Here is a 26,033-nt window from a genome sequence, read left to right on the forward strand (position 1 = left end):
CCCCCCCCCCCCCCCCCCCCCCCCCCCCCCCCCCCCCCCCCCCCCCCCCCCCCCCCCCCCCCCCCCCCCCCCCCCCCCCCCCCCCCCCCCCCCCCCCCCCCCGGACGCGTCAGCCGACCGGGGCGCCGTCCCGCACGACGACCCGGGCGACGTCGGTGCGCCCGGTCGCCCAGAGCAGGACCTCCATCGGCTCGCCCTCGACCGTGGTGGGTGCCGACCCGGCGCGGATCCGCTTCCCGGGGCCGGGGACGTCGCTGCGCTGCAGCACCAGGCCGCCGGGGTGCCGCGCGGCCGCCGCGCGGGCGAACAGCTGCGCCGCGCCCCAGAGCCGGTCGGCGTCGGCCAGCGGCAGCGCGCGCGGCGCCCAGCCGGGCCGCGCCCGCCGCACGTCCTCGTGGTGGATCGCGAACTCGGCGGAGTCCGCGACCGCCGACACCCCGGGCCAGCCCATCGGCAGCCACGCCGGCGGACCCTGCCGGACCCGCGCCACCAGCTCGGGATACGCCGTCGAGGTGCGCAGCCGGTCCTCGACCCGCTCCGCGTGGGCGTGCAGCCGCCCGCCGACCGGCGTGCGCTCCAGCGCGTAGCCGGGCAGCGCGTCGGGACGGCGGTCGCGGGTCACCAGGTGGGCGGCCAGGTGGGCCGTCGTCCACCCCTCGCAGCAGGTCGGGGCGTCGGGGCCGAGCTCGTCGAGGAGGTCGGCGAGGGCCGCGCGCTCGCGGGCGGCGAGCGGGCGGGAAGAGGGAGTCACCACGGCGGGTTACCGATCCCGTCCACCCGGAAAACCCGCAGGCCCCTGTCGGTACCGCCGGTTAGCCTGAGTAACGACTGCGAGTGCCGCGGTCGCGAACCCCGAGGAGATCCGTGCCCCGCGCCCGAGACGCCGTCGTCCGGCGGGGACTGCGCCACGTCGCCCGGTCCATCCGCGAGCAGCGCGGGATGTTCACCCTCGCCCTGCTCGCCAGCAGCCTCTACGCCGCGATGACCGTGCTGTCGGCGTTCGTCATCGGCGGGGTCACCGACCGGGTGGTGCTGCCGGCCTTCGCCGACGGCGACACCACCGCCGGCGCGCTCACCCTCGCCGTCGTGGTGATCCTCGGCGTCTCGGTGCTCAAGATCCTCGGCATCCTCGGCCGGCGGCTGTTCGCCGGCGTGATGGCCTACCGGCTGCAGGCCGACTACCGCCGCCGCGTCACCGCGCAGTACCTGCGGCTGCCGCTGGCCTGGCACCAGCGCCACCCCACCGGGCAGCTGCTGTCCAACGCGAACTCCGACGTCGAGGCCTCCTGGTACTTCGTCTCCCCGCTGCCCTTCGCCTGCGGGACGCTCGTGATGATCGCCATCACCGTCGTCGCGCTGGTGGCCACCGACCCGCTGCTGGCGCTGGTCGGCCTGGTCGTCTTCCCGCTGGTCTTCGTGGTCAACGCCGTCTACTCGCAGGTGATGAGCCCGCGGATGCAGCGGGCGCAGCAGCTGCGCGCCGAGGTCAGCGAGATCGCCCACGAGAGCTTCGACGCCGGCCTGGTGGTCAAGACCCTCGGCCGCGAGGAGGTCGAGAGCGCCCGGTTCACCGAGCGCGCCCGGGAGCTGCGCGACGGGCTGGTCTCGGTCGGCCGGGTGCGCGGGCTGTTCGACCCGCTCATGGAGGCGCTGCCCAACCTCGGCACGCTCGCCGTGCTGCTGGTCGGCGCCGGCCGGGTCGCCTCCGGCGCCACCGACGCCGGCGACCTGGTGAGCATCGCCTACCTGTTCACCCTGCTCGCGCTGCCCATCCGCGCGATCGGCTGGGTGCTCGCCGACCTCCCGCGCGCGCTCGCCGGCTTCGACCGGGTCACCCCCGTCCTCGACGCCACTGGCGAGACCCCGCACGGCCCGGAGACCGCGCCCGCCGGCGACGGCGGCGCCCGGCTGGGCCTGCGCGCGGTCGACCACGTCTTCGACGGCGCGTCGCAGCCGGTGCTGTCGCAGGTCACCTTCGACGTCGCGGCCGGCAGCACGGTCGCCGTCGTCGGGCCGACCGGCTCGGGCAAGTCGACGCTGGCCGGGCTGCTGGTGCGGCTGGTCGACCCGGCCGGCGGCGAGGTGCTGCTCGACGGCGTCGACCTGCGTCGGCTGCGCGAGGGCGAGGTCAGCGGCCAGGCCGCGTTCGTCCCGCAGGGCACCTTCCTCTTCGACGACACCGTCCGCGGCAACGTGACCCTCGGCGGCGGGTACGGCGACGACGAGGTGCGCGCGGCGCTGCGCGTGGCCGCCGCCGAGGACTTCGTCGACCGGCTGCCCGAGGGCCTCGACACCCGCGTCGGCGAGCGCGGCGCCACCCTCTCCGGCGGCCAGCGGCAGCGGCTCGCCCTCGCCCGCGCCGTCATCCGCCGGCCCCGGCTGCTCGTCCTCGACGACGCCACCAGCGCCGTCGACCCCGCCGTCGAGGCGCGCATCCTCGACGCGCTGCGCTCGGCCGACCGGCCCTCGACCGTGGTCGTCGTCGCCTACCGGCAGGCCACCATCGCCCTCGCCGACGAGGTGGTGTGGCTGGAGAACGGCCGGGTCACCGCCCGCGGCAGCCACGAGGAGCTGCTGGCCACCGTGCCCGGCTACGCCGCGCTGGTCCGCGCCTACTCCCAGGCGGAGGTGGCGGCGTGAGCGCCGTGGACACCGGGCGGCGGGAGGGCGCGTTCGCCACGCTGCGCCGCGGGCTGCGGATGATGCCGGAGTTCCGCCGCGGACTGCCGGCCACGTTCGCGCTCGCGCTGGTCGCCACCGCCGGGCGGGTGGTCGTGCCGATCGCCGTCCAGCAGGTCATCGACCGGGGCCTGCTCGCCCCCGGCGGCCCCGACCTCGGCCTGGTCCGCACGCTGGTGCTGGTCTGCGCGGTCGTCGTCCTGGTCACCGGGGTGGCGGTCTACCGGATGAACGTCCGGCTGTTCCGCACCACCGAGACCGCGCTGGCCGGGCTGCGCGCCCGGGCGTTCCGGCACGTGCACGACCTGTCCGTGCTGCACCAGCAGGGCGAGCGCCGCGGCTCCCTGGTCTCCCGGGTCACCAGCGACGTCGACCAGCTGTCCACCTTCATGCAGTGGGGCGGCGTCCTCGGCGTGGTCAGCCTCGGCCAGCTGGTCGTGGCCACCGTCGTCATGGCGGTCTACTCCTGGCAGCTGACCCTGCTGGTGCTCGCCTGCTTCCTGCCGCTGGCCTTCGCCGTCCGCTGGTTCGCCCGCCGGCTGCAGGTCGCCTACGGCGTGGTCCGCGAGCGGGTCGGCGACGTGCTCGCCGCGGTGTCGGAGTCCGTCGTCGGCGCGCCGACGGTGCGCGCCTACGGCATCCGCGAGCGGACGGCGGCCCGCCTCGACCGGGCCATCGGCCGGCACTACCGCGCCCAGGTCGACGCGCAGAAGGTCACCGCGGCCGTCTTCGTCACCGGCGAGTTCGCGGCCGCGGTCGCCAACGCCGCCGTCGTCGTGGTCGGCGTGCTGCTCGGCGTGGCCGGGCAGGTCAGCGCCGGCACGCTCGTCGCCTTCCTGTTCCTCGTCACGCTCTTCGTCGCGCCGGTGCAGACCGCCAGCGAGGTGCTCAACGAGGGGCAGAACGCGATCGCCGGGTTCCGCCGGGTGCTCGACGTCCTCGACACCGAGCCCGACGTCCGCGACCCCGCCGCCGGCGGCACCGCGCGCGAGCTGCCGGCCGGGCCGCTCGGCGTGCGGCTCGAGCACGTCACCTTCCGCTACGCCCCCGGCGCGCGGGCGGCCCTCGACGACGTCGACCTCGCGCTGGCGCCGCGCCGCCGCTACGCCGTCGTCGGGGAGACCGGGTCGGGGAAGACGACGTTCGCCAAGCTGGTCACCCGGCTCATGGACCCCACCGAGGGGCGGGTGCTGCTCGGCTCCGACGCCGCCGGCTGGGTGCCGCTGCCCGACGTGGCGTTCGCCTCGCTGCGCCGGCGGGTCGGCATGGTGCCGCAGGACGGTTTCCTCTTCGACGCCACCGTCGCCGACAACGTCCGCTACGGCCGCCCGGACCTCACCGACGAGCAGGTGACCGCGGCCTTCGCCGAGCTCGGTCTCGGCGACTGGCTGGCCGGCCTGGCCGACGGCGTCGCGACGCCGGTGGGCCAGCGCGGGGAGTCGCTGTCGGCGGGGGAGCGGCAGCTGGTCGCCATCGCCCGCGCGCACGTGGCCGCGCCCGACCTGCTGGTGCTCGACGAGGCCACCAGCGCCGTCGACCCGGCCACCGAGCGGCGGCTGACCCTGGCGCTGGACCGGCTCACCGAGGGCCGCACCACGCTCACCATCGCGCACCGGCTGTCCACCGCCGAGCGGGCCGACGAGGTGCTCGTCGTCGACGCCGGCCGGGTGGTGCAGCGCGGCACGCACGCGGACCTGGTCGACGCCGTCGGCCCCTACGCGCGGCTGCACGCCTCGTGGCGCCGGTCGTCGGCGGGGGAGCCCGAACGCGTCGCCTGAGCGGGCGGCGGTCCTAGGCTCCGCGGCGTGACCACGTCCTCCACCAGCCCCTCCCGCATGCCCGGCACGGCGATCGCCGCCGCGGCGATCGGCGCCCTCGGCGTGCTGCCGCTGGCCCTGGTCACCGTCCTGCCGTTCGCCCTCGGCGGCGTGCAGTCCGACGACGTCCGCGACTGGTGGGTCTACGCGCTGCTCCTGCTGCCCGTGCTCCAGGTCTTCGGTGTCGTCTGGCTGGTCTCCCGCCGGGGCCGGTGGCCGCTGCTCCTGGGAGCCGTGGGCTCGCTGGGGTTCGCCCTCCTCGTCATCGCGACGGCGGTCGCGGTCGGCGAGGACGTGGGCGCCGCGCCGGTCGTCGTGGCCGTCTGCCCCCTGGTCGCGGCCGGCCTCGCGCTCAGTCCCCGGGTGACGGCCTGGCTGGCCGGCCGCCGCCGTCCGGGCTGACGGGGTCCGGCCGCGGGGGCCTCCCTGCGGGGCCCGCCGCGAGCGTGCGAGTGGCGGAGGGCAGGGAGGCCCCTTCTCTAGGCTGCCCGGCATGCCGTCGTCCCCGCCCCGCCGGACGACGACCCGCCGCTCCCCGCGGGCGGCGCCCGCGGCGTCGGCCGTCCGGCGGGCCGCCCCGCCGCCCGCTGCCGGGCGCCCGCTCACCGCGCCGTTCGCCGCCGCGTTCGGCCTGCTCGTCGCCGCCGAGGACCTGTACCTCGGGTGGCTGCTCTGGGACGGCCTGCCCCCGCGCTGGGGCTGGTACCTGGCCGCCTCCGCCGTCCTGGCGCTGCCGGCGGTCGCCGGGGCGGCGCTGGTGTGGGCCGGCCGGGGCCGCGGGTGGCTGGTCCTCGCCGTCGCCGCGGTGCTGCCGCTGCTCCTGCTGCTCGGCGTGGCCCTGCTGTTCGGCGCCCTCGGCGACGGCTCGTCGGTCGGGTGGGCGCTGGCGCTGCTGGTGGGCCCGGCCGGCTGCCTGGCGCTGACGGTGCGCCGCCCGATCCGGGAGTGGACCCGTCCCGGCCGGGCGACACCGCCCCCGGCGCAGCCGGGGCGGACCCCCCGGGGCGGCCGCGCCCGCTAGCGTGCCCGCCGTGATCGACACAGACGTCGTCGTGGTGGGGTCCGGCCTGGCCGGCCTGGTGGCCACCGCCGAGCTGGCCGACGCCGGCCGGCGGGTGGTGCTCGTCGAGCAGGAGCCGGAGGCGTCCTTCGGCGGGCAGGCGTGGTGGTCCTTCGGCGGCCTGTTCCTCGTCGACTCGCCCGAGCAGCGCCGCCTGCGCGTCCGCGACTCGCTGGAGCTGGCCCGCCAGGACTGGTTCGGCACCGCCGCCTTCGACCGCGCCGAGGACCACTGGCCCCGGCAGTGGGCCGAGGCGTACCTGGAGTTCGCCGCGGGGGAGAAGCGGGCCTGGCTGCGCGAGCAGGGCGTCGGCTTCTTCCCCGTCGTCGGGTGGGCCGAACGCGGCGGCTACACCGCCACCGGCCACGGCAACTCCGTGCCCCGCTTCCACATCGTCTGGGGCACCGGCCCCGGCATCGTCGAGCCGTTCGCCCGCCGGGTCCGCGCCGCCGTCGAGCGCGGGCTGGTCGAGCTGCGCTTCCGGCACCGGGTGACCGCGCTGGTCGTCACCGACGGCGCTGTCACCGGCGTCCGCGGCGAGGTGCTCGAGCCCAGCGGCGTCGCCCGCGGCGAGGCCAGCTCGCGCACCGCCGTCGGGGACTTCGAGATCACCGCCCAGGCCGTCGTCGTCACCTCCGGCGGCATCGGGGGCAACCACGACCTGGTCCGGCAGAACTGGCCGGCCCGGCTGGGCCCCCCGCCGCAGCGGCTGCTGTCCGGCGTCCCCGCGCACGTCGACGGGCTCATGCTCCAGGCCACCGAGGCCGCCGGCGCCAACCTCATCAACCGCGACCGCATGTGGCACTACACCGAGGGGATCGCCAACCACTCCCCGGTGTGGGCACGGCACGGCATCCGGATCCTGCCCGGGCCCTCGTCGCTGTGGCTGGACGCGACCGGGCAGCGGCTGCCGGTCCCGCTGTTCCCCGGCTTCGACACCCTGGGCACCCTCGCCCACATCGGGCAGACCGGCTACGAGCACACCTGGTTCGTGACGACGAAGAAGATCGTCGAGAAGGAGTTCGCGCTGTCGGGCTCCGAGCAGAACCCCGACCTCACCGGCAAGGACGTCCGGCTGCTGCTGAACCGGGTCAAGGCGGGCGTGTCCGCCCCGGTGCAGGCCTTCCTCGACCGCGGCGAGGACTTCGTGACGGCGTCCTCCCTGCCCGAGCTGGTCGCCGGGATGAACCGGATCACCGGCGGCACGCCCGAGGTGTCGCTGGAGACCGTGGAGCGCGAGGTCACCGCCCGCGACCGCGCGGTGGACCACCCGTTCACCAAGGACCTGCAGCTCACCGCGGTCCGCGGCGCCCGCAGCTACCTCGGCGACAAGCTCATCCGGGTGGCCCCGCCGCACCGGCTGCTCGACCCCGCGGCCGGCCCGCTGATCGCCGTCCGGCTCAACCTGCTCACCCGCAAGACCCTCGGCGGGCTGGAGACCGACCTGTCCGGCCGGGTGCTGCGCGCCGGCGGCGAACCGTTCCCCGGCCTGTACGCCGCCGGGGAGGCGTCCGGGTTCGGCGGCGGCGGCATGCACGGCTACCGGTCGCTGGAGGGCACCTTCCTCGGCGGCTGCCTGTTCTCCGGCCGGGTCGCCGGCCGGGCGCTGGCGGCGGCCCTGTGAGCTCGCCCGGCAGCCCCTGGGCCGACCCGGCCTCAGAGACCGAGCCGGTCGCCTACGCGGGCCCGCCGGCCACCGCCCCGTACGCCGCGCCGGCCCCGGTGTACCCGGGGTACGCGTCGGGCTGGCCGGCCGCGCCGTACTGGCCGGCCTACGGCCCGCCGGTGCCGCAGCGGCCGCGCCGGCCGGGGCAGGTGGTCGCCGCGGCGGTCCTCGCGTTCGTGCAGGCCGCCGTCGTCGCGCTGTCGTCGGCCTACGTGCTGCTGCTTGCCAGCACGTTCGGCCTGTTCGCCGGCATCCCCGACCACTCCGGCGGCGGGGGCGACGACGTCTCCGGCCTGGTCACCGAGGTCACGGTGCTCTCGGCGGTCCAGCTGGCCTCGGCGGTGCTGCTGGTCGTCGCCGGGGTGCTGGTGCTCAACCGGCGCAGCCGGGTGGTGTGGACGACGCTGCTCGCCGGCTTCGGCGTGCAGCTCGCCCTGGCCGCCTACTGGCTGGTCCGGCTGACCTCCCTCGCCGACGTCGCCGGCTTCGACCCGACCGGCGTGCTCGTCGTCGGCGTGCTGTTCTACGCCGCCGCCCCGGCCGTGGGGCTGGGCCTGCTGCTGGTCGGCGCCGTCCGCCGGTGGGCCGCCGGCGGGGACGCGCCACCGGCCGCGGGGTGACCGCGCGGGGCCGCCGGACCGGCCGGTCCCCGCGGCGGGGGAGAATCGCGGGCATGCCCGCCGTGCCCGCCGTCGACTCCGCCCTCGACCCCGCCGTCGCCGCGCTGCTGCGCCGCGACCCGGCGGGACTGGTCGCCGCCGTCGTGCAGCAGCACGACACCGGCGAGGTCCTCATGGTCGCCTGGATGGACGACGAGGCGCTGCACCGCACCCTGACCACCGGCCGGGCCACCTACTGGTCTCGCAGCCGCGGGGAGTACTGGGTGAAGGGCGAGACGTCCGGGCACCGGCAGTGGGTCCGCGACGTGCGCCTGGACTGCGACGGCGACGCGCTGCTGGTGCTCGTCGACCAGGAGGGCCCGGCCTGTCACACCGGCGCGCGCAGCTGCTTCTCCCGCGACCTGGAGGTCACCCGTGCGGCTCGGTGAGACCAGCCCCTCGCGCGAGGCGTTCGCCGCCCTGGACCAGCCGGTCGTGCCGGTGACCCGGCGGCTGCTGGCCGACGGCGAGACCGCCGTCGGCATCTACCGCAAGCTGGCCGGCAACCGGCCCGGCACCGTGCTGCTCGAGTCGGCCGAGCAGGGCAAGCGCTGGTCGCGCTACAGCTTCGTCGGCGTGCGCAGCGCCGGGGTCCTCACCGAGCGGGACGGGCGGACCCTGTGGCTCGGCGACCCGCTGCCCGGGCTCACCGACGACCTGCCCGAGGACCCCCTGGCCGCGGTCCACACGCTGGCCCGCCGGCTGCGCTCGCCGCGCCGGGAGGACCTGCCGCGGCTGACCGGCGGGCTGGTCGGCTACCTCGGCTACGACGTCGTCCGGCGGCTGGAGCGGCTGCCGGTCACCGCCACCGACGACCTCGGCATGCCCGAGCTGTCGCTGGCCCTGGTCACCGACCTCGCCGTCCTCGACCACACCGACGGCACCGTGCTGCTCATCGCCAACGCCCTGACCGGGTCCGGCGACGCCGACACGGCCTGGGACGACGCCGTCGCCCGCCTCGACGCCATGGCCGCCGACCTCACCAAGGCGGTGCCGCCGGGGGTGGCCACGTTCGCCCCCGCCGAGCCGCCGCCGGTGCGCAGCACGATGGCGCCGGGGGAGTACGAGGCCGGGGTGGAGGCGGTGCGCGAGCACATCCGCGCCGGCGACGCCTTCCAGGTCGTGCTGGCCCAGCGGTTCGAGACCGACACCGACGTCGACGCGCTCGACCTCTACCGGGTGCTGCGGGCCACCAACCCCTCGCCGTACATGTACCTGCTGCGCTTCGCCGGCCGGGAGACGCCCTTCGACGTCGTCGGCTCGTCGCCGGAGGCGCTGGTGACCGTGACCGGCAGCTCGGCCGTCGTACACCCGCCGGCCGGCACCCGCCCGCGCGGCGCCACCGAGGAGGAGGACCTGCGGCTGGCCGAGGGACTGCTCGCCGACCCCAAGGAGCGCGCGGAGCACGTCATGCTCGTCGACCTCGCGCGCAACGACCTGGGCCGGGTGTGCGTGCCGGGCACGGTCGAGGTGCCCGACTTCATGCGGATCGAGTACTACAGCCACGTCATGCACCTGGTGTCCACCGTCGGCGGCGAGGTGGCCCCCGGCCGCGACGCGCTCGACGTCTTCGACGCGACCTTCCCGGCCGGCACCGTCTCCGGTGCCCCGAAGCCGCGGGCGATGGAGATCATCGAGTCGCTGGAGCCCACCCGGCGGGCGCTGTACGCGGGCACCGTCGGGTACCTGGACGCGAGCGGGGACATGGACATGGCGATCGCCATCCGCACCGCGGTGCTCCACCAGGGCCGGGCGTACGTGCAGGCCGGCGCCGGGATCGTCGCCGACAGCGACCCCGCCACCGAGGAGGCCGAGACCCGGCACAAGGCGCGGGCGGTGCTCTCGGCGATCGCGACCGCGGAGGGCATGCGGGAGGTGCGGTGACGGCGGCGCGGCGGGAGCTGGGGACGGCGCTCGCCGGCTGCGCGGTCGCCGGCGGGCTGGCGCTGTCGGCGGGCGGGCAGACCTGGGCCACGGTCACGGTCACCCGGCGCCCGCCGCTGCCGCCGGTCACCGAGACGCTGACCGGGTCGTCGCTGGCGCCGCTGGTGCCCGCCGCGGGGCTGCTGCTGCTCGCCGCGGCGGTCGCCGTCCTCGCGGTGCGCGGCGCCGGGCGGGTCGCGGTGGGGGTCCTGGTGGCGCTGGCGGGCACCGCGCTGGCCTGGTCGTCGGTGGGCGTGCTGGCCGGCGGGGTGGACCCTTCCGCGGCGGCACCGGGGGAGCGGCGCACCGCCGACCTCGCGGCCGCCTGGCCGGTGCTGTGCCTGGTCGCCGCCGTCGTCGCGCTCGCCGCCGGCGTGCTGGTCGCGGTCCGCGGCCGCCGCTGGCCGGCCATGGGCCGCCGCTACGAGCGGTCACCCGGCGCGGCGGCCGCGCCGGCCCCGGCGCGGGCCCGCACCGACGAGGACCGGGCGCTGGACGCCTGGCGCGCCCTCGACCGCGGCGACGACCCGACGGCCGACCCCGCCGACGAGGCGACACCGGGCCCGGCCGGTGACCCGGCGGCCGGGCCCCCGGGCCGCCGTCGCTAGGGTGGGTCCACCCGTCCGACCGGCACCGGACCGGCCGACCCAGCAGCGAGGAGGCGGAGTGACCGTCCTCGACGACATCGTCGCCGGCGTCCGTGAGGACGTCGCGGCGCGCGAGGCGGCCACCCCGCTGGCCGAGGTCCGAGCCGCCGCCCGCGACGCCCGCCCCGCCCGCGACGCCCTGGCCGCGCTCCGCGAGCCCGGCGTCGGCGTGATCGCGGAGGTCAAGCGCCGCAGCCCGAGCAAGGGCGCGCTGGCCGACATCCCCGACCCCGCGGTGCTCGCCGCCCAGTACGCCGCCGGCGGCGCCCGGGTGATCAGCGTCCTCACCGAGCGGCGCCGCTTCGGCGGCTCGCACGCCGACCTGGCCGCCGTCCGCGCCGCCGTCGACGTGCCGGTGCTGTGCAAGGACTTCGTGGTCAGCAGCTACCAGGTGCACGAGGCCCGCGCCCACGGCGCCGACGTCGTCCTGCTGATCGTCGCGGCGCTGGAGCAGAACGCGCTGCTGGGCCTGCTCGAGCGGGTCGAGTCCCTCGGCATGACCGCCCTGGTCGAGGTGCACACCGAGGCGGAGGCCGACCGCGCGCTGGCCGCCGGCGCCTCGGTGATCGGCGTCAACGCCCGCGACCTCACCACCCTCGACGTCGACCTCGGCACCTTCGAGCGGATCGCGCCCGGGCTGCCCTCGGGCGTGGTCAAGGTCGCCGAGTCCGGCGTCCGCGGCCCGCGCGAGCTCATCGCCTACGCCTCCGCCGGCGCCGACGCCGTCCTGGTCGGCGAGGGCCTGGTCACCGCCGGCGACCCTCGCCAGGCGGTCGCCGACCTGGTCACCGCCGGCTCGCACCCGGCCGTGCCGCGCACGACCCGCTAGACCCCGGTCTCGCTGCAGGGACCCGCCGCGAGCCTGCGAGGGGCGGGGGGCAGCGAGGTCCTTAGTCTGGGTGCATGACCACGAGTGCCGTCCACCCGCCCGAGCAGCGCAGCGACCCGGCGCGCCCGGCGTGGCCCGACGCCACCGGTCACTTCGGCGTCTTCGGCGGCCGGTTCGTCCCCGAGGCGCTGGTCGCGGCCCTCGACGAGCTGACCGAGGCCTACGAGGCCATGCGGGTCGACCCCGCGTTCGTCGCCGAGTTCGCCGCCCTGCAGCGGGACTACACCGGCCGCCCGAGCCCGGTCACCGAGGTGCCGCGCTTCGCCGAGCACTGCGGCGGCGCCCGCGTGCTGCTCAAGCGCGAGGACCTCAACCACACCGGCTCGCACAAGATCAACAACGTGCTGGGCCAGGCGCTGCTGACGAAGCGGATCGGCAAGCAGCGGGTCATCGCCGAGACCGGCGCGGGCCAGCACGGCGTCGCCACCGCGACCGCGGCGGCGCTCATGGGCCTGTCCTGCACGATCTACATGGGCGAGGAGGACACCCGCCGGCAGGCGCTCAACGTCGCCCGCATGCGGCTGCTCGGCGCCGAGGTGGTCCCGGTGAGCACCGGCTCGCGCACCCTCAAGGACGCCATCAACGAGGCCTTCCGCGACTGGGTGACCAACGTCGAGACCACCAACTACGTCTTCGGCACCGTCGCCGGCCCGCACCCGTTCCCGGCGATGGTCCGCGACTTCCAGCGGGTGATCGGCGACGAGGCCCGCGCCCAGGTGCTCGAGCGCGAGGGCCGGCTGCCCGACGCCGTCCTCGCCTGCGTCGGCGGCGGCTCCAACGCCATCGGGATCTTCACCGCGTTCGTGCCCGACGAGGGCGTGCGCCTGGTCGGCCTGGAGGCCGGCGGCGACGGCGTCGAGACCGGCCGGCACGCCGCGACGATCACCGGGGGAGCGCCCGGCGTGCTGCACGGCGCCCGCTCCTACCTGCTGCAGGACGACAACGGCCAGACGATCGAGTCGCACTCGATCAGCGCCGGGCTGGACTACCCCGGCGTCGGGCCGGAGCACAGCTTCCTGCACGACGTCGGCCGGGCCGAGTACCGCCCGGTCACCGACGCCGAGGCGATGGAGGCCTTCGCGCTGCTGTGCCGGACCGAGGGCATCATCCCGGCGATCGAGTCCGCGCACGCCCTCGCCGGCGCCGTGCGGCTGGGCCGCGAGCTGGTGGCCGCGGGGGACGGCGGGCGGGGAGGCGAGCCTCCGCTGCTGCTGGTCAACCTCTCCGGCCGCGGCGACAAGGACGTCGAGACCGCGTCGCGCTGGTTCGGCCTCGGCGACCGTGACGAGGTCGACCCCGGCCCCGGCATGGACACCGACCAGCAGCCCACCGAGGGCGCCGTCGCCTCCGGCGACGCGGTGCCCGGCCGGGACGCGGGGAGCCCGGCATGAGCCGGCTCGAGCAGCGGATCCGCGGCGCCAACGCCGAGGGCCGCGCCGCGCTCGTCGCCTACCTGCCGGTGGGCTACCCGGGCGTGGACGACTCGATCGCCGCGATGACGGCCGCCGTCGAGGGCGGGGCCGACGTCGTGGAGATCGGCGTCCCGTACTCCGACCCCGGCATGGACGGCCCGGTCATCCAGCAGGCGGTCGACCCCGCCGTGCGCGCCGGCGTGGGCATGCGCGACGTGCTGCGCGCCGTCGAGGCGGTGGACGCCGCGGGCGCGGTGCCGGTGGTGATGAGCTACTGGAACCCGGTCGAGCGCTACGGCGTCGAGCGGTTCGCCACCGACCTGGCCGCCGCCGGGGGAGCGGGCGCGATCACGCCCGACCTCATCCCGGACGAGGCCGCCGCGTGGCTGGCCGCCGCCGAGGCCGCCGACCTCGACCGCGTCTTCCTCGTCGCGCCGTCGTCCACCGACGCGCGGCTGGCGTCGACCACCGCGGCCTGCCGCGGGTTCGTGTACGCCGCGTCCACGATGGGCGTCACCGGCACCCGCGCCACCGTCGGCGACGCCGCCGAGCGGCTGGTCGCCCGCACCCGCGCGGTCACCGACGTCCCGGTGTGCGTGGGCCTGGGCGTCTCCAACGGCGACCAGGCCGCCGAGGTGGCGGGCTTCGCCGACGGCGTCATCGTGGGGTCGGCCTACGTGCGGGAGCTGCTCGAGGGCCGGGGCGCCGACGGCGTGCGCCGGCTGTCCGAGGAGCTCGCCGCGGGCGTGCGCCGCCGGGTGGCCGTGACGTGACGGTCCTGGCGTCGATCCCGAGCCCGGCCCAGGGGGTGTGGCACCTGGGGCCGTTCCCGCTGCGCGCCTACGCGCTGTGCATCATCGCGGGCATCGTCGCGGCCTGCTGGATCGCCGAGAAGCGGTGGGTCGCCCGCGGTGGCCGGCCCGGCGAGGTCCTCGACATCGCGGTCTGGGCGGTGCCCTTCGGCATCCTCGGCGGCCGGCTCTACCACGTGATCACGACGCCGCAGCCCTACTTCGGGGAGGGCGGGGACCCGCTGCGGGCGTTCGCCATCTGGGAGGGCGGCCTCGGCATCTGGGGCGCCATCGCCCTCGGCGGCGTCGGCGCGTGGATCGCCTGCCGCCGCCGGGGCATCCCGCTGCCGGCCTTCGGCGACGCCATCGCACCCGGCCTGCTGGTGGCCCAGGCGGTCGGCCGGCTGGGCAACTGGTTCAACCAGGAGCTGTTCGGCCGGCCCACCACGCTGCCCTGGGGCCTGGAGATCGACGCGGCGCACCGCCCCGACGGCTACGAGGCGTTCGCCACGTTCCACCCGACGTTCCTCTACGAGCTGCTGTGGAACCTCGCCGCGGCCGCCGTCGTGGTGTGGGCCGACCGCCGCTTCCGGCTGTCCCACGGGCGGGCGTTCGCGCTCTACGTCGCGCTGTACTGCGCCGGCCGGCTGTGGATCGAGGTGCTGCGCATCGACGACGCCAACCGCTTCCTCGGCGTCCGGCTCAACGTGTTCACCTGCATCGTGGTCGGGCTGCTCGCCGTGGCCTACATGCTCTGGCAGCGGGGCCGCCCGCGGGAGGTCATCGACCGGGCCGCCGTCGGCGGACGTGACGACGACGACACCGCCGCCGCCGACGCCGGCACCGCCGACGCGGCCCCGACCAGCACCGACGCGCCCGCCGAGGAGCGGCGGGGTGACCGGTCTCACGACGCGCCGGGGACGTCCTGACAGGACGCGCCGACGGATCGTTTCGCGCCGGTGAGCCCGGTGTCGCTGCTGTGTACCCTCCTGTCCAGACCGGCCGGTGATCCCGGTGGGTCGCTCGCGTCGTAACCGGGCCAGCGCTGCCCCGCGGGACGACGACCCCGCGCAACCACCCGCGGGGCCGCCGGTCCTCAGCCTGCCCGGGCCACCGTGTCCCTGGCGGTCGCCGGCTCCGCTGTCCCCCTCTGCTTCCGTGCACCGCACCCTCTGACCACCGGCCGGGCCCCGCGCCCCGCGACGTCCCCCCGGGGGCCGCGCGCAGGCCGACGACGGGAGTGATCATGTCCGGGTCCCGCACCCCCGCCCCCCGCACCACCGCCGGCTCGGCCGTCCCCTTCTCGGCCGTCCCCTTCTCGGCTACGCCGGCGGCCTCCGGCCTCTACGACCCGGCGAACGACTCGGACGCCTGCGGCGTGGCCTTCGTGGCCGACGCCCGCGGCCGCCGCTCGCGCGCGATCGTGGCCGCCGGCCTGACCGCGCTGCACAACCTCGACCACCGCGGGGCCGCCGGCTCCGAGCCCAACTCCGGGGACGGCGCCGGCATCCTGACCCAGGTGCCCGACGCGCTGCTGCGGGCCAGCGTCGACTTCGACCTGCCCCCGCTGGGCGAGTACGCCGTCGGCGTCGCCTTCCTCCCGGTCGACGAGCAGGAGCGGGCCGCCCGCTACGCCGACGTCGAGCGGATCGCCGCCGAGGAGGGCCTGACCGTCCTCGGCTGGCGCGACGTGCCGGTCGACCCCGACGGCGCCGACCTCGGCCCCACCGCGCGCGCGGTCATGCCGCACTTCGGGCAGCTGTTCGTCGCCGAGACCATGGGCGCCCGCGCCGACCAGCAGGCCTTCGGCGGCCCGCGCGAGGTCAACGGCGTCACCCGGCTGGAGCGGCGCTCGTTCGTGCTCCGCAAGCGCGCCGAGCGGGAGGCCCGCGAGGCCGGCAGCTCGCTCTACGTCGTCTCGCTGTCCAGCCGCACCGTCACCTACAAGGGCATGCTGACCACCGACCAGCTGCCCGCGTTCTTCCCCGACCTGCGCGACGAGCGCTACGAGTCGGCGATCGCGCTGGTCCACAGCCGGTTCTCCACCAACACGTTCCCGAGCTGGCCGCTGGCGCACCCGTTCCGGTTCATCGCCCACAACGGCGAGATCAACACCATCAAGGGCAACCGCAACCGGATGCGCGCCCGCGAGGCCAAGCTCGAGACCGAGCTGTTCGACGGCCCCGCCGGCCCGGCCTCCGAGCTCGGCCTGGACCGGGTCTTCCCGGTGACCGCGAGCGACTTCAGCGACTCGGCGACCTTCGACGAGGTGCTCGAGCTGCTGCACCTGTCGGGCCGCTCGCTGCCGCACGCGGTGCTGATGATGATCCCGGAGGCGTGGGAGAACCACGACGAGATGGACCCGGCCCGCCGGGCCTTCTACCGGTTCCACTCCTCGATCATGGAGCCCTGGGACGGGCCGGCCTGCGTCGCGTTCACCGACGGCACGCTCATCGGCGCCGTCCTCGACCGCAACGGCCTGCGCCCGGGGCGCTGGTGGCGGACGAAGGACGACCTCGTCGTCCTCGCCAGCGAGGCCGGCGTCCTCGACATCCCGGCCGGCGACGTCGTCGCCAAGGGCCGGCTGCAGCCGGGCCGGATGTTCCTCGTCGACACCGCCTCCGGGCGGATCGTCTCCGACGAGGAGGTCAAGGGCGCCCTGGCCGCCGAGCACCCCTACGAGGACTGGTTGCACGCCGGCCTGGTGCACCTGCCCTCGCTGCCCGAGCGGCGGCGGGCGCGGCCCAGCCACGAGTCGGTGGTCCGCCGGCAGCTGCTGTTCGGCTACACCGAGGAGGACCTGCGCGTCCTGCTCACCCCGATGGCGTCGTCCGGCGCCGAGCCGATCGGCTCCATGGGCACCGACACCCCGATCGCGGCGCTGTCGGACCGCTCCCGGCAGCTCTACGACTACTTCGGGCAGCTGTTCGCCCAGGTGACCAACCCGCCGCTGGACGCCATCCGCGAGGAGCTGGTGACCAGCCTCGGGCGCACCTTCGGCCCGGAGCAGAACCTGCTCTCGGCCACCCCGGCGTCGTGCCGGCAGGTGTACCTGCCCTACCCGGTCATCGACAACGACGAGCTGGCCAAGATCCTGCACATCGACGACGACGGCGACCTGCCCGGCTTCGCCGCCGTCCGGATCACCGGCCACTACGACGTCACCGGCGGCGGCCCCGCGCTGGTGGAGGCGGTCGAGCAGCTGCGGAGCAAGGTCAGCAGGGCGATCGCGGCCGGCGCGCGGGTCATCGTGCTGTCCGACCGCGACTGCGACGAGAAGCGCGCGCCGATCCCGTCGCTGCTCATGACCGCCGCCGTCCACCACCACCTGGTGCGCGAGCGCACCCGCATGGAGGTCGGCCTGGTCGTCGAGTCCGGCGACTGCCGCGAGGTCCACCACGTCGCGCTGCTGCTCGGCTACGGCGCGGCCGCGGTCAACCCGTACCTGGCCTTCGAGTCCATCGAGGACCTCATCCGCGACGGCGTCCTCACCGGCGTGCAGCCCGCCCAGGCGGTGCGCAACGTCGTCAAGGCGCTCGGCAAGGGCGTCCTCAAGGTGATGAGCAAGATGGGCATCAGCACCGTCGGCTCGTACACGATGGCGCAGATCTTCGAGGCCGTCGGCCTGTCGCAGGACGTCGTCGACGAGTACTTCACCGGCACCTCCTGCCCCCTGGGCGGCGTCGGCATGGACGTCCTCGCCGAGGAGGTCGCCATGCGGCACCGGCGCGCCTACCCGGAGAACCCCACCGAGCGCGCGCACCGGCGGCTGGAGACCGGCGGCGAGTACCAGTGGCGCCGCGAGGGCGAGGTGCACCTGTTCAACCCCGAGACGGTGTTCCTGCTCCAGCACTCGACCCGCTCGCGGCAGTTCGAGGTGTTCCAGCGCTACACCGACACCGTCGACGCGCTCTCGGAGGACGCCGCGACGCTGCGCGGCCTGTTCGAGATCCGGAAGGGCGTGCGCCCGCCGGTGCCGCTCGAGGAGGTCGAGCCGGCCAGCGAGATCGTCAAGCGCTTCCAGACCGGCGCGATGAGCTACGGCTCCATCTCGCAGGAGGCGCACGAGACCCTCGCCATCGCCATGAACCGGCTCGGCGGCAAGTCGAACACCGGTGAGGGCGGGGAGGACCCCGACCGCTACGTGCCCGACCCGAACGGCGACCTGCGCCGCTCGGCGATCAAGCAGGTGGCCAGTGGCCGCTTCGGCGTGACCAGCGAGTACCTGGTCAACGCCGACGACATCCAGATCAAGATGGCGCAGGGGGCCAAGCCCGGCGAGGGCGGCCAGCTGCCCGGCGGCAAGGTCTACCCGTGGGTGGCCCGCACCCGGCACTCGACGCCGGGCGTCGGCCTGATCAGCCCGCCGCCGCACCACGACATCTACTCGATCGAGGACCTCAAGCAGCTCATCCACGACCTCAAGAACGCGAACACCGAGGCGCGGATCAACGTCAAGCTGGTCGCCGAGGTCGGCGTCGGGACGGTCGCGGCCGGGGTCAGCAAGGCGCACGCCGACGTCGTCCTGATCTCCGGGCACGACGGCGGCACGGGTGCCGCCCCGCTGACCTCGCTCAAGCACGCCGGCTCGCCGTGGGAGCTCGGCCTGGCCGAGACCCAGCAGACGCTGCTGGCCAACGGGCTGCGCGACCGGATCGTGGTGCAGGCCGACGGCCAGATGAAGACCGGCCGCGACGTGCTCGTCGCGATGCTGCTCGGCGCCGAGGAGTACGGCTTCGCCACCGCTCCGCTGGTGGTCTCCGGCTGCATCATGATGCGGGTCTGCCACCTCGACACCTGCCCGGTCGGCGTGGCCACCCAGAACCCGGAGCTGCGCAAGCGTTTCACCGGGCGGCCGGAGTTCGTCGTCACCTTCTTCGAGTTCCTCGCCGAGCAGGTCCGGCAGTACCTCGCCGAGCTGGGCTTCCGCTCGGTCGACGAGGCCGTCGGCCACACCGAGCTGCTCGACACCCGGCGCGCGGTCGACCACTGGAAGGCCAGCGGCCTGGACCTCTCGCCGATGCTCGCGCAGCCCGAGCTGCCCGAGGGCGCGGCCCGCCGGGCGGTCCGCACCCAGGACCACGGCCTCGACGTCGCGCTGGACCAGACGCTGATCCAGCTGTGCGAGGGCGCCCTGCTCGACGCGCGGCCGGTGCGCCTGGAGCTGCCGGTGCGCAACGTCAACCGCACCGTCGGCACGATGCTCGGCTCGATGGTCACCCGCCGCTTCGGCGGCGAGGGTCTGCCCGACGGCACGATCGACCTGACCTTCACCGGGTCGGCCGGCCAGTCCTTCGGCGCCTTCCTGCCGCGCGGCATCACCATGCGGCTGCTCGGCGACGCCAACGACTACGTCGGCAAGGGCCTGTCCGGCGGCCGGATCGTCGTCCGCCCGGCGCCCGAGGCGTCCTTCGCCGCCGAGGACAACGTCATCGCCGGCAACGTCATCGGCTACGGCGCCACCGGCGGGGAGGTGTTCCTGCGCGGGCGGGTCGGCGAGCGGTTCTGCGTCCGCAACTCCGGCGCGCTGGCCGTCGTCGAGGGCGTCGGCGACCACGCGCTGGAGTACATGACCGGCGGCCGCGCGGTGATCCTCGGGCCCACCGGGCGCAACGTCGCGGCCGGCATGTCCGGCGGCATCGGCTACGTCCTGGACCTCGCCCGGCACCGGGTGAACCCCGAGATGGTCGACGTCGAGCCGCTGGACGGCGAGTCCGCGCAGTGGCTGCGCGACGTGCTGGTCCGGTACCACGCCGAGACCGAGTCGCCGGTCGCGGCGGCCCTGCTGGCCGACTGGGGCCGCTGGTCCGAGCAGTTCAGCGTGATCATGCCGCGCGACTACCGTCGCGCCCTCGAGGCCCGGCGCGCCGCCGAGGCCGCCGGCACGGATGTGGATCGAGCAGTGATGGAGGCCGCACGTGGCTGACTCCACGGGGTTCCTGAAGTACGAGCGGGCCCTGCCGCCCCGGCGGCCGGTCGACGTCCGCATCCTCGACTGGAAGGACGTCTACCTCTCCCGGCAGAACGGGGAGGACGGCGTCTACCCGGTCTCCGCGCTGCGCCAGCAGGCCGCGCGGTGCATGGACTGCGGCATCCCGTTCTGCCACCACGGCTGCCCGCTGGGCAACCTGATCCCGGAGTGGAACGACCTCGCCCGCCGGGACGACTGGCGCGACGCGATCGAGCGACTGCACGCGACCAACAACTTCCCGGAGTTCACCGGGAAGCTGTGCCCGGCCCCCTGCGAGGGCGCCTGCGTGCTGAACCTGCAGGACTCGCCGGTCACGATCAAGCAGATCGAGTGGGAGATCATCGACCAGGCCTTCGAGCGCGGCCACGTCGAGCCGCAGGCCCCGGCCGAGCGCACCGGCAAGAAGGTCGCCGTCGTCGGGTCCGGGCCGGCGGGCCTGGCCGCCGCCCAGCAGCTCACCCGCGCCGGGCACGACGTCACCGTCTACGAGCGGGCCGACCGCGTCGGCGGCCTGCTCCGGTACGGCATCCCCGAGTTCAAGATGGAGAAGTCCGTCCTGGACCGGCGGCTGGACCAGATGCGCGCCGAGGGCACCCGTTTCGTCACGGGCGTCGAGGTCGGCGGGTCGGGGGAGGGCGACCTCTCCGCCGAGCAGCTGCGCGGTGAGCACGACGCCGTCGTGATCGCCGCCGGCGCCACCGTCGGGCGCGACCTGCCCGCCCCCGGGCGCGAGCTCGACGGCATCCACCTGGCGATGGAGTTCCTGCCCTTCGGCAACCGGCAGGCGCTCGGCGAGCTGGACGACCCGCCGATCTCCGCCAAGGGCAAGGACGTCGTCATCATCGGCGGCGGCGACACCGGCGCGGACTGCCTGGGCACCTCGCACCGGCAGGGCGCCCGCTCGGTCACCCAGCTGGAGATCATGCCCGCGCCGCCGGACAAGCGGGCCGAGGGCAACCCCTGGCCGACCTACCCGATGATCATGCGGGTCTCCTCGGCCCACGAGGAGGGCGGCGAGCGGCTGTACTCGGTCAACACCGAGCGCTTCCTCGGCGACGACGAGGGCCGCGTGCGCGCCCTGGTGATCCACGAGGTCGAGCGGGTCGACGGCCGGTTCCAGAAGGTCGAGGGCACCGAGCGCGAGCTGCCCGCGCAGCTGGTGCTCCTGGCCATGGGCTTCACCGGCGTGCAGCGCGAGGGCCTGGTCGAGGCGCTGGGCCTCGACGTCGACGGGCGCGGCAACGTCGCCCGCGACGGCGAGTTCATGTCCACCGTGCCCGGCGTGTTCGTGGCCGGGGACGCCGGCCGCGGCCAGTCGCTGATCGTGTGGGCCATCGCCGAGGGCCGCGCCGCCGCCGGCGCGGTCGACCAGTGGCTGACCGGCAGCTCCATGCTGCCCCGCCCGGTCACCCCGACGGCGGTGGCGCTGCGGTAACACCGTCGTCCTCCGGGCTCCGCTCGCCGGACGACACAGGGGCCGGGCCCCCGCGACACCCGCGGGGACCCGGCCCCTGTCCGATCCGCCGGAGGCGGCGCACTAGCGTTCTCCCCATGTCCCGCCGCGCGAAGATCGTCTGCACCCTGGGCCCGGCCACCAGCTCCCTCGAGCAGATCACCGCCCTGGTCGAGTCGGGCATGGACGTCGCCCGGCTCAACTTCAGCCACGGGTCGCACGCCGACCACGAGAAGGCGTACCTCCACGTGCGCCAGGCCTCCGACCGCACCGGCCGCGCCGTCGCCGTCCTGGCCGACCTGCAGGGCCCCAAGATCCGCCTCGGCACGTTCGCCGACGGCCCGGTGCACTGGGCCACCGGCAGCCGCGTCTGCATCACCGTCGACGACGTCGACGGCACCGCCGAGCGCGTCTCGACCACCTACAAGGGCCTGGCCAACGACGCCCGCGTCGGCGACCGGCTGCTGGTCGACGACGGCAAGCTCGCCCTGTCGGTCGTCTCCGTCGACGGGCCCGACGTCTGGTGCCTGGTCGTCGAGGGCGGCGAGGTCTCCAACAACAAGGGCCTGTCGCTGCCCGGCGTCGCCGTGAGCGTGCCCGCGCTGTCGGAGAAGGACGAGGAGGACCTCCGCTTCGCCCTGCACCTGTCCGTCGACTTCGTCGCGCTGTCGTTCGTCCGCTCGCCCGCCGACGTCGAGCTGGTCCGCGACATCATGCGCCAGGAGGACGTGCACGTCCCCGTCATCGCCAAGCTGGAGAAGCCCGAGGCGGTGGCGAACCTGGAGGCGATCGTCGAGGCCTTCGACGGGATCATGGTGGCCCGCGGGGACCTCGGCGTGGAGCTGCCGCTCGAGAAGGTGCCGCTGGTGCAGAAGCGCGCCGTGCAGGCCGCCCGGGAGCGCAACAAGCCGGTCATCGTCGCCACCCAGATGCTCGAGTCGATGATCACCAACTCGCGGCCCACCCGCGCCGAGGCCTCCGACGTCGCCAACGCCGTCCTCGACGGCGCCGACGCGGTGATGCTCTCCGGCGAGACCTCGGTCGGGCGCTACCCGATCGCGGCGGTGCGCACGATGGAGCGGATCATCGACGCCGTCGAGAGCTCCGACGCGCGCGCGCCGGAGATCACCCGCCGGTCCCGGTCCCGCTCGGGCGCGATCGTCCGCGCGGCCCGGGACATCGGCGAGGCGCTCGACGTCAAGGCGCTGTGCACCTTCACCCAGACCGGCGAGACCACCCGCCGGCTGGCCGCGCTGCACCCCCGCCAGCCGCTGCTGGCCTTCACCGTCGACGGCCGGGTCCGCAGCCAGCTCGCACTGTCCTGGGGCGTGGAGACCTTCCTCGTGCCCTCGGTGGAGCACACCGACGACATGGTCGAGCAGGTGGACTTCTCCCTGCTGTCCATCGGCCGGCTCAAGGTCGGCGACCGCGTCGTCGTCGTGGCCGGCAGCCCGCCGAACACGGTCGGGTCGACCAACCTCATCCGGGTGCACGAAGTCGGCACCGACTCGTGACCGGCGGCGGGACCCAGGCCGCCGCGCTGATGAGCGTCCTCGACCTCGAGGAGCGCTCGCCCGACGTCTTCGTGGGGCAGACCCCGACCACCACGCTGCAGCGCATCTTCGGCGGGCAGGTGGCCGGGCAGGCGCTCATGGCGGCCACGCGCACGGTGCCGGGCGGCCGCGGCGTGCACTCGCTGCACTCCTACTTCCTGCGGCCCGGCGACCCGCACGAGGAGCTGCGCTACACCGTCGAGCGGATCCGCGACGGCCGGTCCTTCTCCACCCGCCGGGTCATCGCCTGCCAGACCCGGCGCGGTGAGGACGTCGCCGTCTTCGCGCTGACGGCGGACTTCCACGCCGGCGAGCCGGGCGTCGTCGCGCACTCCCGGCCGATGCCGGAGGTGCCACGGCCCGACGAGCTGCTGTCGCTGGCCGACCACGCCGCCGGGTACGGCGACCTGGCGGCGCCGGCGCTGGAGATCAGCCGCGCGGTCGAGCAGCGGCCGCTGGTCAACCCGTTCGCGCCGGAGCCGAAGACCCCGCCGGCCACCCAGTCGCACGCCTGGTTCCGGGTGGCCGGCCGGCTCCCCGACGACGCCGGGGTGCAGGCCGCGGCGCTGACCTTCGTCAGCGACCTGACGCTGCTGTCCGCGGGGCTGGCGCGGGTCGGCGGCGGGTGGGGCGGGCGCTACGTCGGCGCCAGCCTCGACCACGCCGTCTGGTTCCACGCGCCGTTCCGGGCCGACGAGTGGTTCCTCTACGAGACCGACAGCCCGGCCGCCTCCGAGGGCCGCGCGCTGTGCTTCGGCAGCATCTGGACCGCCGACGGCCGGCACGTGGCCACGGTGGCCCAGGAGGGGCTCATCCGGTCACTGGGGGAGTAGCCGGCACCACCTCGGCCGGCTCCACCTCCGCCGGGGCCTCCTCGGGGGCCTCCGGCACCACCGTCTGCCCGGCGGCCGCCTGCTCGGCCGCGTGCCGCCGGGCCGCCTCCTCCTCGGCCGCCCGCCGCTCGGCCTCCTTGCGCTCGGCCTCGGCGCGGGCGCGCTCGGCGGCCTGCTCGGCGAAGTCGGCGGCCAGCCAGTCGTGGCCCTCGCACAGCAGCGCCCAGGCCCGCTCGACGTGCGCCCGCGTCGTCGCCGGCGCGCCGATCGCCACCCGCAGCACCACCGAGCCGCGCACGGTCGTGTGGGTCAGGTAGACCTCGCCGCCGTCGTTGAGCCGCTCCAGCAGCGTCATGGTCGCGACGTCGGCGTCGACGTCGGCCGGCCAGCGCGGCCGCAGGCACACCAGCGACAGCGGGTGCGGGGCGGCGACGTCGAAGCGGTCGTCGGCGTCGGCCCAGCCGGCGAGCTCCTGCGCCAGTGCGACACCGGACCGGACGTGCGCGCGCAGCCCCTCGGCGCCGTACCAGCGCAGCACGGTCCACAGCTTGAGCGCGCGGAACCGGCGGCCCAGCTCGATCTGCCAGTCGCGGTAGTCGACGACCGCGCCGGCCTCGGTCGCGGCGTTGCGCAGGTACTCGGGGAGGATCGACAGCGCGCCGGTGAGCGCCGCCCGGTCGGCGACCCAGAACAGGGTCGCGTCGAAGCCGGTGAGCAGCCACTTGTGCGCGTCGGTGGTGTAGCTGTCGGCCTCCTCGACGCCGGCCTGCAGGTGCCGCAGCTCCGGGGCGACGGCGCTCACGCCCGCGTACGCGGCGTCGACGTGCAGCCAGGCGCCGTACCGGCGGCAGATCGGCCCGATCGTGGCCAGCGGGTCCACCGCGGTGGTCGACGTCGTCCCGACCGTGGCGCAGACCAGCACCGGCTTCAGCCCGCGGGCGGTGTCGCGCTCCAGCCGGGCGGCGAGGGCGGCCGGGCGCATCGCCAGGTCGCCGTCGACCTCCACGACCCGGATGGCGTCGGTGCCGAGGCCCGCGATCCGGACGGCCTTCTCCATCGACGAGTGGGTCTCGGAGGAGACGTAGACCGTGTACTCCTCGGGCACGACACCGTGCCGGACGGTGGCCCCGCCGCTGGCCCGGTGCAGCGCCGCGAGCAGGGCGACCAGGTTGGCCCCCGAGCTGGAGTCCTGCACGACGCCCCCGCCGCTGCCCGTGGAGCGGAACGCCTCCGGCAGCCCGAGCAGGTCGGCCAGCCAGTCCAGGACGTGCTGCTCGAGCTCGGTGGCCGCCGGACTGGTCACCCACGACATGCCCTGGACGCCCAGGCCCGCCGACAGCAGGTCGCCGAGCACCGAGGGGCCGGAGGTGTTCGCCGGGAAGTAGGCGAGGAAGCCGGGGTGCTGCCAGTGGGTGACGCCCGGCAGGACGACCCGCTCGAGGTCGGCGAGGACGGCGGAGAAGGGCTCGCCCCGCTCGGGGGCGGACGGCGGGAGCGCCGCGCGGACGTCGCCGGGGGACACCCGCGAGCGGACGGGGAAGGACTCGATGCGCGCCCAGTAGTCGGCGATCCAGTCGACCACCTCGTGACCGTGCTGCCGGAACTGCTCGGGGGTCATGTGGGGCACGGGCTCGCTCACCCCGACACCGTATGCGGCGCTCCTCCGTCCGAGCGGGCAGGAGGTGAGCCGCTCCCGTCGGGTCGTGAGCCGCCCCGCGAGGCGGTGGGAGGAGTGCGGGCCGGAGGCCTCCGCGACGAGCGCCGGGACGGGCTCCGCGGCGGCGGGGACGGCACCCGGCCGCGGTGCGGTCCGGAGGACCGCGATGTCGGAGTGCCCCCGGTGCGACTCGAACGCACACTGCGCGGGTTTTGAATCCGCTCCCTCTGCCGATTGGGGTACGGGGGCAGGTGCCGCGACCGAGGTCACGACCCGGCCAGCCTAACCGGGACGCCACTCCCAGCCGTCGTCGCTAGGCTCCTCCGCGTGAGCAGCGAGCCGACCCGGGTCCTCATCGCCGAGGACGAGGCCCTCATCCGCCTCGACCTCAAGGAGATGCTCGAGGAGGAGGGGTACGTCGTCGTCGCCGAGGCGGGGGACGGGCAGACCGCCGTCGACCGCGCCCGGGAGCTGACGCCGGACCTGGTCATCCTCGACATCCAGATGCCGGTCCTCGACGGGCTGGCGGCCGCCGAGCAGATCGCCTCGGCGCGCATCGCGCCGGTCATCGTGCTCACCGCCTTCAGCCAGCGCGAGCTGGTCGAGCGGGCCCGCGACGCCGGCGCCATGGCCTACCTGGTCAAGCCCTTCTCCAAGAACGACCTCGTGCCCGCCATCGAGGTGGCCCGCGCCCGGTTCACCGAGATCGCCGCGCTCGACGGCGAGGTGCGCACGCTCGAGGAGCGGCTGGAGGCCCGCAAGGTCGTGGAGAAGGCCAAGGGCCGGCTCATGGCCGAGCAGGGGATGACCGAGGCCGAGGCCTTCCGGTGGATCCAGCGCACGGCCATGAACGAGCGGACGTCGATGAAGGCGCTCGCCGAGCGGATCCTCGCCACGGACGAGGCTGCTGCGGAGGGTGCACCCTCCCGGGGGAACGCGTAACCCGGCCGGAACAGGGCAGGTCACGACCCCATCACGGTCTCAACCGTCCCGCATCCATCCCCGTGTCCAGCAGTTACGTTC

The 26,033-nt window shown here is 75.6% G+C and carries 20 protein-coding genes and 1 tRNA gene; 18 read left to right on the plus strand and 3 right to left on the minus strand.

Going from position 1 to position 26,033, the window contains the following annotated elements; genetic code table 11:
* Window positions 1-109: 109 nt before the first annotated feature.
* Complete coding sequence (locus ACI79Z_RS11765; protein WP_456902736.1) at window positions 110-754, minus strand: TIGR03085 family metal-binding protein; 645 nt, start codon at window positions 752-754, stop codon at window positions 110-112.
* 110 nt (window positions 755-864) lie between these two features.
* On the opposite strand from ACI79Z_RS11765, the gene ACI79Z_RS11770 reads away from it, so the two are divergent.
* From ACI79Z_RS11770 to ACI79Z_RS11850, 17 genes are all read left to right on the plus strand, one after another.
* The gene (locus tag ACI79Z_RS11770) at window positions 865-2,640 is read left to right on the plus strand and encodes an ABC transporter ATP-binding protein (protein ID WP_456902737.1); all 1,776 of its coding nucleotides are present in this window, start codon (window positions 865-867) and stop codon (window positions 2,638-2,640) included.
* Window positions 2,637-4,457: an ABC transporter ATP-binding protein gene (locus tag ACI79Z_RS11775; protein ID WP_456902738.1), complete on the plus strand. Its 1,821-nt coding sequence runs from the start codon at window positions 2,637-2,639 to the stop codon at window positions 4,455-4,457. The genes ACI79Z_RS11770 and ACI79Z_RS11775 overlap by 4 nt, the downstream gene beginning before the upstream one ends.
* A 27-nt stretch (window positions 4,458-4,484) precedes the next feature.
* Entirely contained in the window at window positions 4,485-4,898 is a 414-nt protein-coding gene (locus ACI79Z_RS11780) for a hypothetical protein (RefSeq protein ID WP_387986629.1), read from the plus strand.
* 91 nt (window positions 4,899-4,989) lie between these two features.
* On the plus strand, window positions 4,990-5,517 hold the full coding sequence (locus ACI79Z_RS11785) for a hypothetical protein (protein WP_456902739.1): 528 nt from the start codon (window positions 4,990-4,992) through the stop codon (window positions 5,515-5,517).
* 10 nt (window positions 5,518-5,527) lie between these two features.
* Window positions 5,528-7,180, plus strand: coding sequence for an FAD-binding dehydrogenase (locus ACI79Z_RS11790; protein ID WP_456902740.1), 1,653 nt, complete (start codon window positions 5,528-5,530; stop codon window positions 7,178-7,180).
* Complete coding sequence (locus ACI79Z_RS11795; RefSeq protein WP_456902741.1) at window positions 7,177-7,842, plus strand: hypothetical protein; 666 nt, start codon at window positions 7,177-7,179, stop codon at window positions 7,840-7,842. The genes ACI79Z_RS11790 and ACI79Z_RS11795 overlap by 4 nt, the downstream gene beginning before the upstream one ends.
* 53 nt (window positions 7,843-7,895) lie before the next feature.
* Window positions 7,896-8,270: a phosphoribosyl-AMP cyclohydrolase gene (gene hisI, locus ACI79Z_RS11800; RefSeq protein ID WP_387986640.1), complete on the plus strand. Its 375-nt coding sequence runs from the start codon at window positions 7,896-7,898 to the stop codon at window positions 8,268-8,270.
* A complete protein-coding gene (locus tag ACI79Z_RS11805; RefSeq protein WP_456902742.1) occupies window positions 8,257-9,765 on the plus strand; it encodes an anthranilate synthase component I in 1,509 nt (502 codons plus the stop codon). Before hisI ends, ACI79Z_RS11805 begins: the two co-directional genes overlap by 14 nt.
* Window positions 9,762-10,412, plus strand: a complete 651-nt coding sequence (locus ACI79Z_RS11810; protein ID WP_456902743.1) for a Trp biosynthesis-associated membrane protein — start codon at window positions 9,762-9,764, stop codon at window positions 10,410-10,412. The genes ACI79Z_RS11805 and ACI79Z_RS11810 overlap by 4 nt, the downstream gene beginning before the upstream one ends.
* A 58-nt stretch (window positions 10,413-10,470) precedes the next feature.
* Window positions 10,471-11,280: an indole-3-glycerol phosphate synthase TrpC gene (gene trpC / locus ACI79Z_RS11815; RefSeq protein WP_456902744.1), complete on the plus strand. Its 810-nt coding sequence runs from the start codon at window positions 10,471-10,473 to the stop codon at window positions 11,278-11,280.
* Between the two features lie 74 nt (window positions 11,281-11,354).
* Complete coding sequence (gene trpB, locus ACI79Z_RS11820; RefSeq protein ID WP_456902745.1) at window positions 11,355-12,731, plus strand: tryptophan synthase subunit beta; 1,377 nt, start codon at window positions 11,355-11,357, stop codon at window positions 12,729-12,731.
* Window positions 12,728-13,525 carry a tryptophan synthase subunit alpha gene (gene trpA / locus ACI79Z_RS11825; RefSeq protein ID WP_456902746.1) on the plus strand — a complete coding sequence of 266 codons (798 nt, stop codon included), beginning with the start codon at window positions 12,728-12,730 and terminating at the stop codon, window positions 13,523-13,525. The genes trpB and trpA overlap by 4 nt, the downstream gene beginning before the upstream one ends.
* On the plus strand, window positions 13,522-14,472 hold the full coding sequence (gene lgt / locus ACI79Z_RS11830; RefSeq protein ID WP_387986656.1) for a prolipoprotein diacylglyceryl transferase: 951 nt from the start codon (window positions 13,522-13,524) through the stop codon (window positions 14,470-14,472). The genes trpA and lgt overlap by 4 nt, the downstream gene beginning before the upstream one ends.
* Window positions 14,473-14,789: 317 nt before the next feature.
* A complete protein-coding gene (gene gltB / locus ACI79Z_RS11835; RefSeq protein WP_456902747.1) occupies window positions 14,790-19,469 on the plus strand; it encodes a glutamate synthase large subunit in 4,680 nt (1,559 codons plus the stop codon).
* The gene (locus tag ACI79Z_RS11840) at window positions 19,462-20,949 is read left to right on the plus strand and encodes a glutamate synthase subunit beta (RefSeq protein WP_456902748.1); all 1,488 of its coding nucleotides are present in this window, start codon (window positions 19,462-19,464) and stop codon (window positions 20,947-20,949) included. The genes gltB and ACI79Z_RS11840 overlap by 8 nt, the downstream gene beginning before the upstream one ends.
* A gap of 116 nt (window positions 20,950-21,065) precedes the next feature.
* Complete coding sequence (gene pyk / locus ACI79Z_RS11845) at window positions 21,066-22,481, plus strand: pyruvate kinase (RefSeq protein WP_387986664.1); 1,416 nt, start codon at window positions 21,066-21,068, stop codon at window positions 22,479-22,481.
* Window positions 22,478-23,353, plus strand: coding sequence for an acyl-CoA thioesterase (locus tag ACI79Z_RS11850; RefSeq protein ID WP_387986667.1), 876 nt, complete (start codon window positions 22,478-22,480; stop codon window positions 23,351-23,353). The genes pyk and ACI79Z_RS11850 overlap by 4 nt, the downstream gene beginning before the upstream one ends.
* Here the strand turns inward: ACI79Z_RS11850 and ACI79Z_RS11855 are convergent.
* Together ACI79Z_RS11855 and ACI79Z_RS11860 are read right to left on the minus strand one after the other, a co-directional pair.
* Complete coding sequence (locus ACI79Z_RS11855) at window positions 23,331-24,992, minus strand: aminotransferase class V-fold PLP-dependent enzyme (protein WP_456902749.1); 1,662 nt, start codon at window positions 24,990-24,992, stop codon at window positions 23,331-23,333. The genes ACI79Z_RS11850 and ACI79Z_RS11855 overlap by 23 nt on opposite strands.
* Window positions 24,993-25,185: 193 nt before the next feature.
* A tRNA-Leu gene (locus ACI79Z_RS11860) sits at window positions 25,186-25,259 on the minus strand.
* A 78-nt stretch (window positions 25,260-25,337) separates the two neighbouring features.
* Here ACI79Z_RS11860 and ACI79Z_RS11865 point away from each other — a divergent pair.
* A complete protein-coding gene (locus tag ACI79Z_RS11865; RefSeq protein ID WP_387986671.1) occupies window positions 25,338-25,952 on the plus strand; it encodes an ANTAR domain-containing response regulator in 615 nt (204 codons plus the stop codon).
* Window positions 25,953-26,033 lie beyond the last annotated feature (81 nt).

It is taken from the genome of Geodermatophilus sp. SYSU D00663 (genome assembly GCF_054050655.1).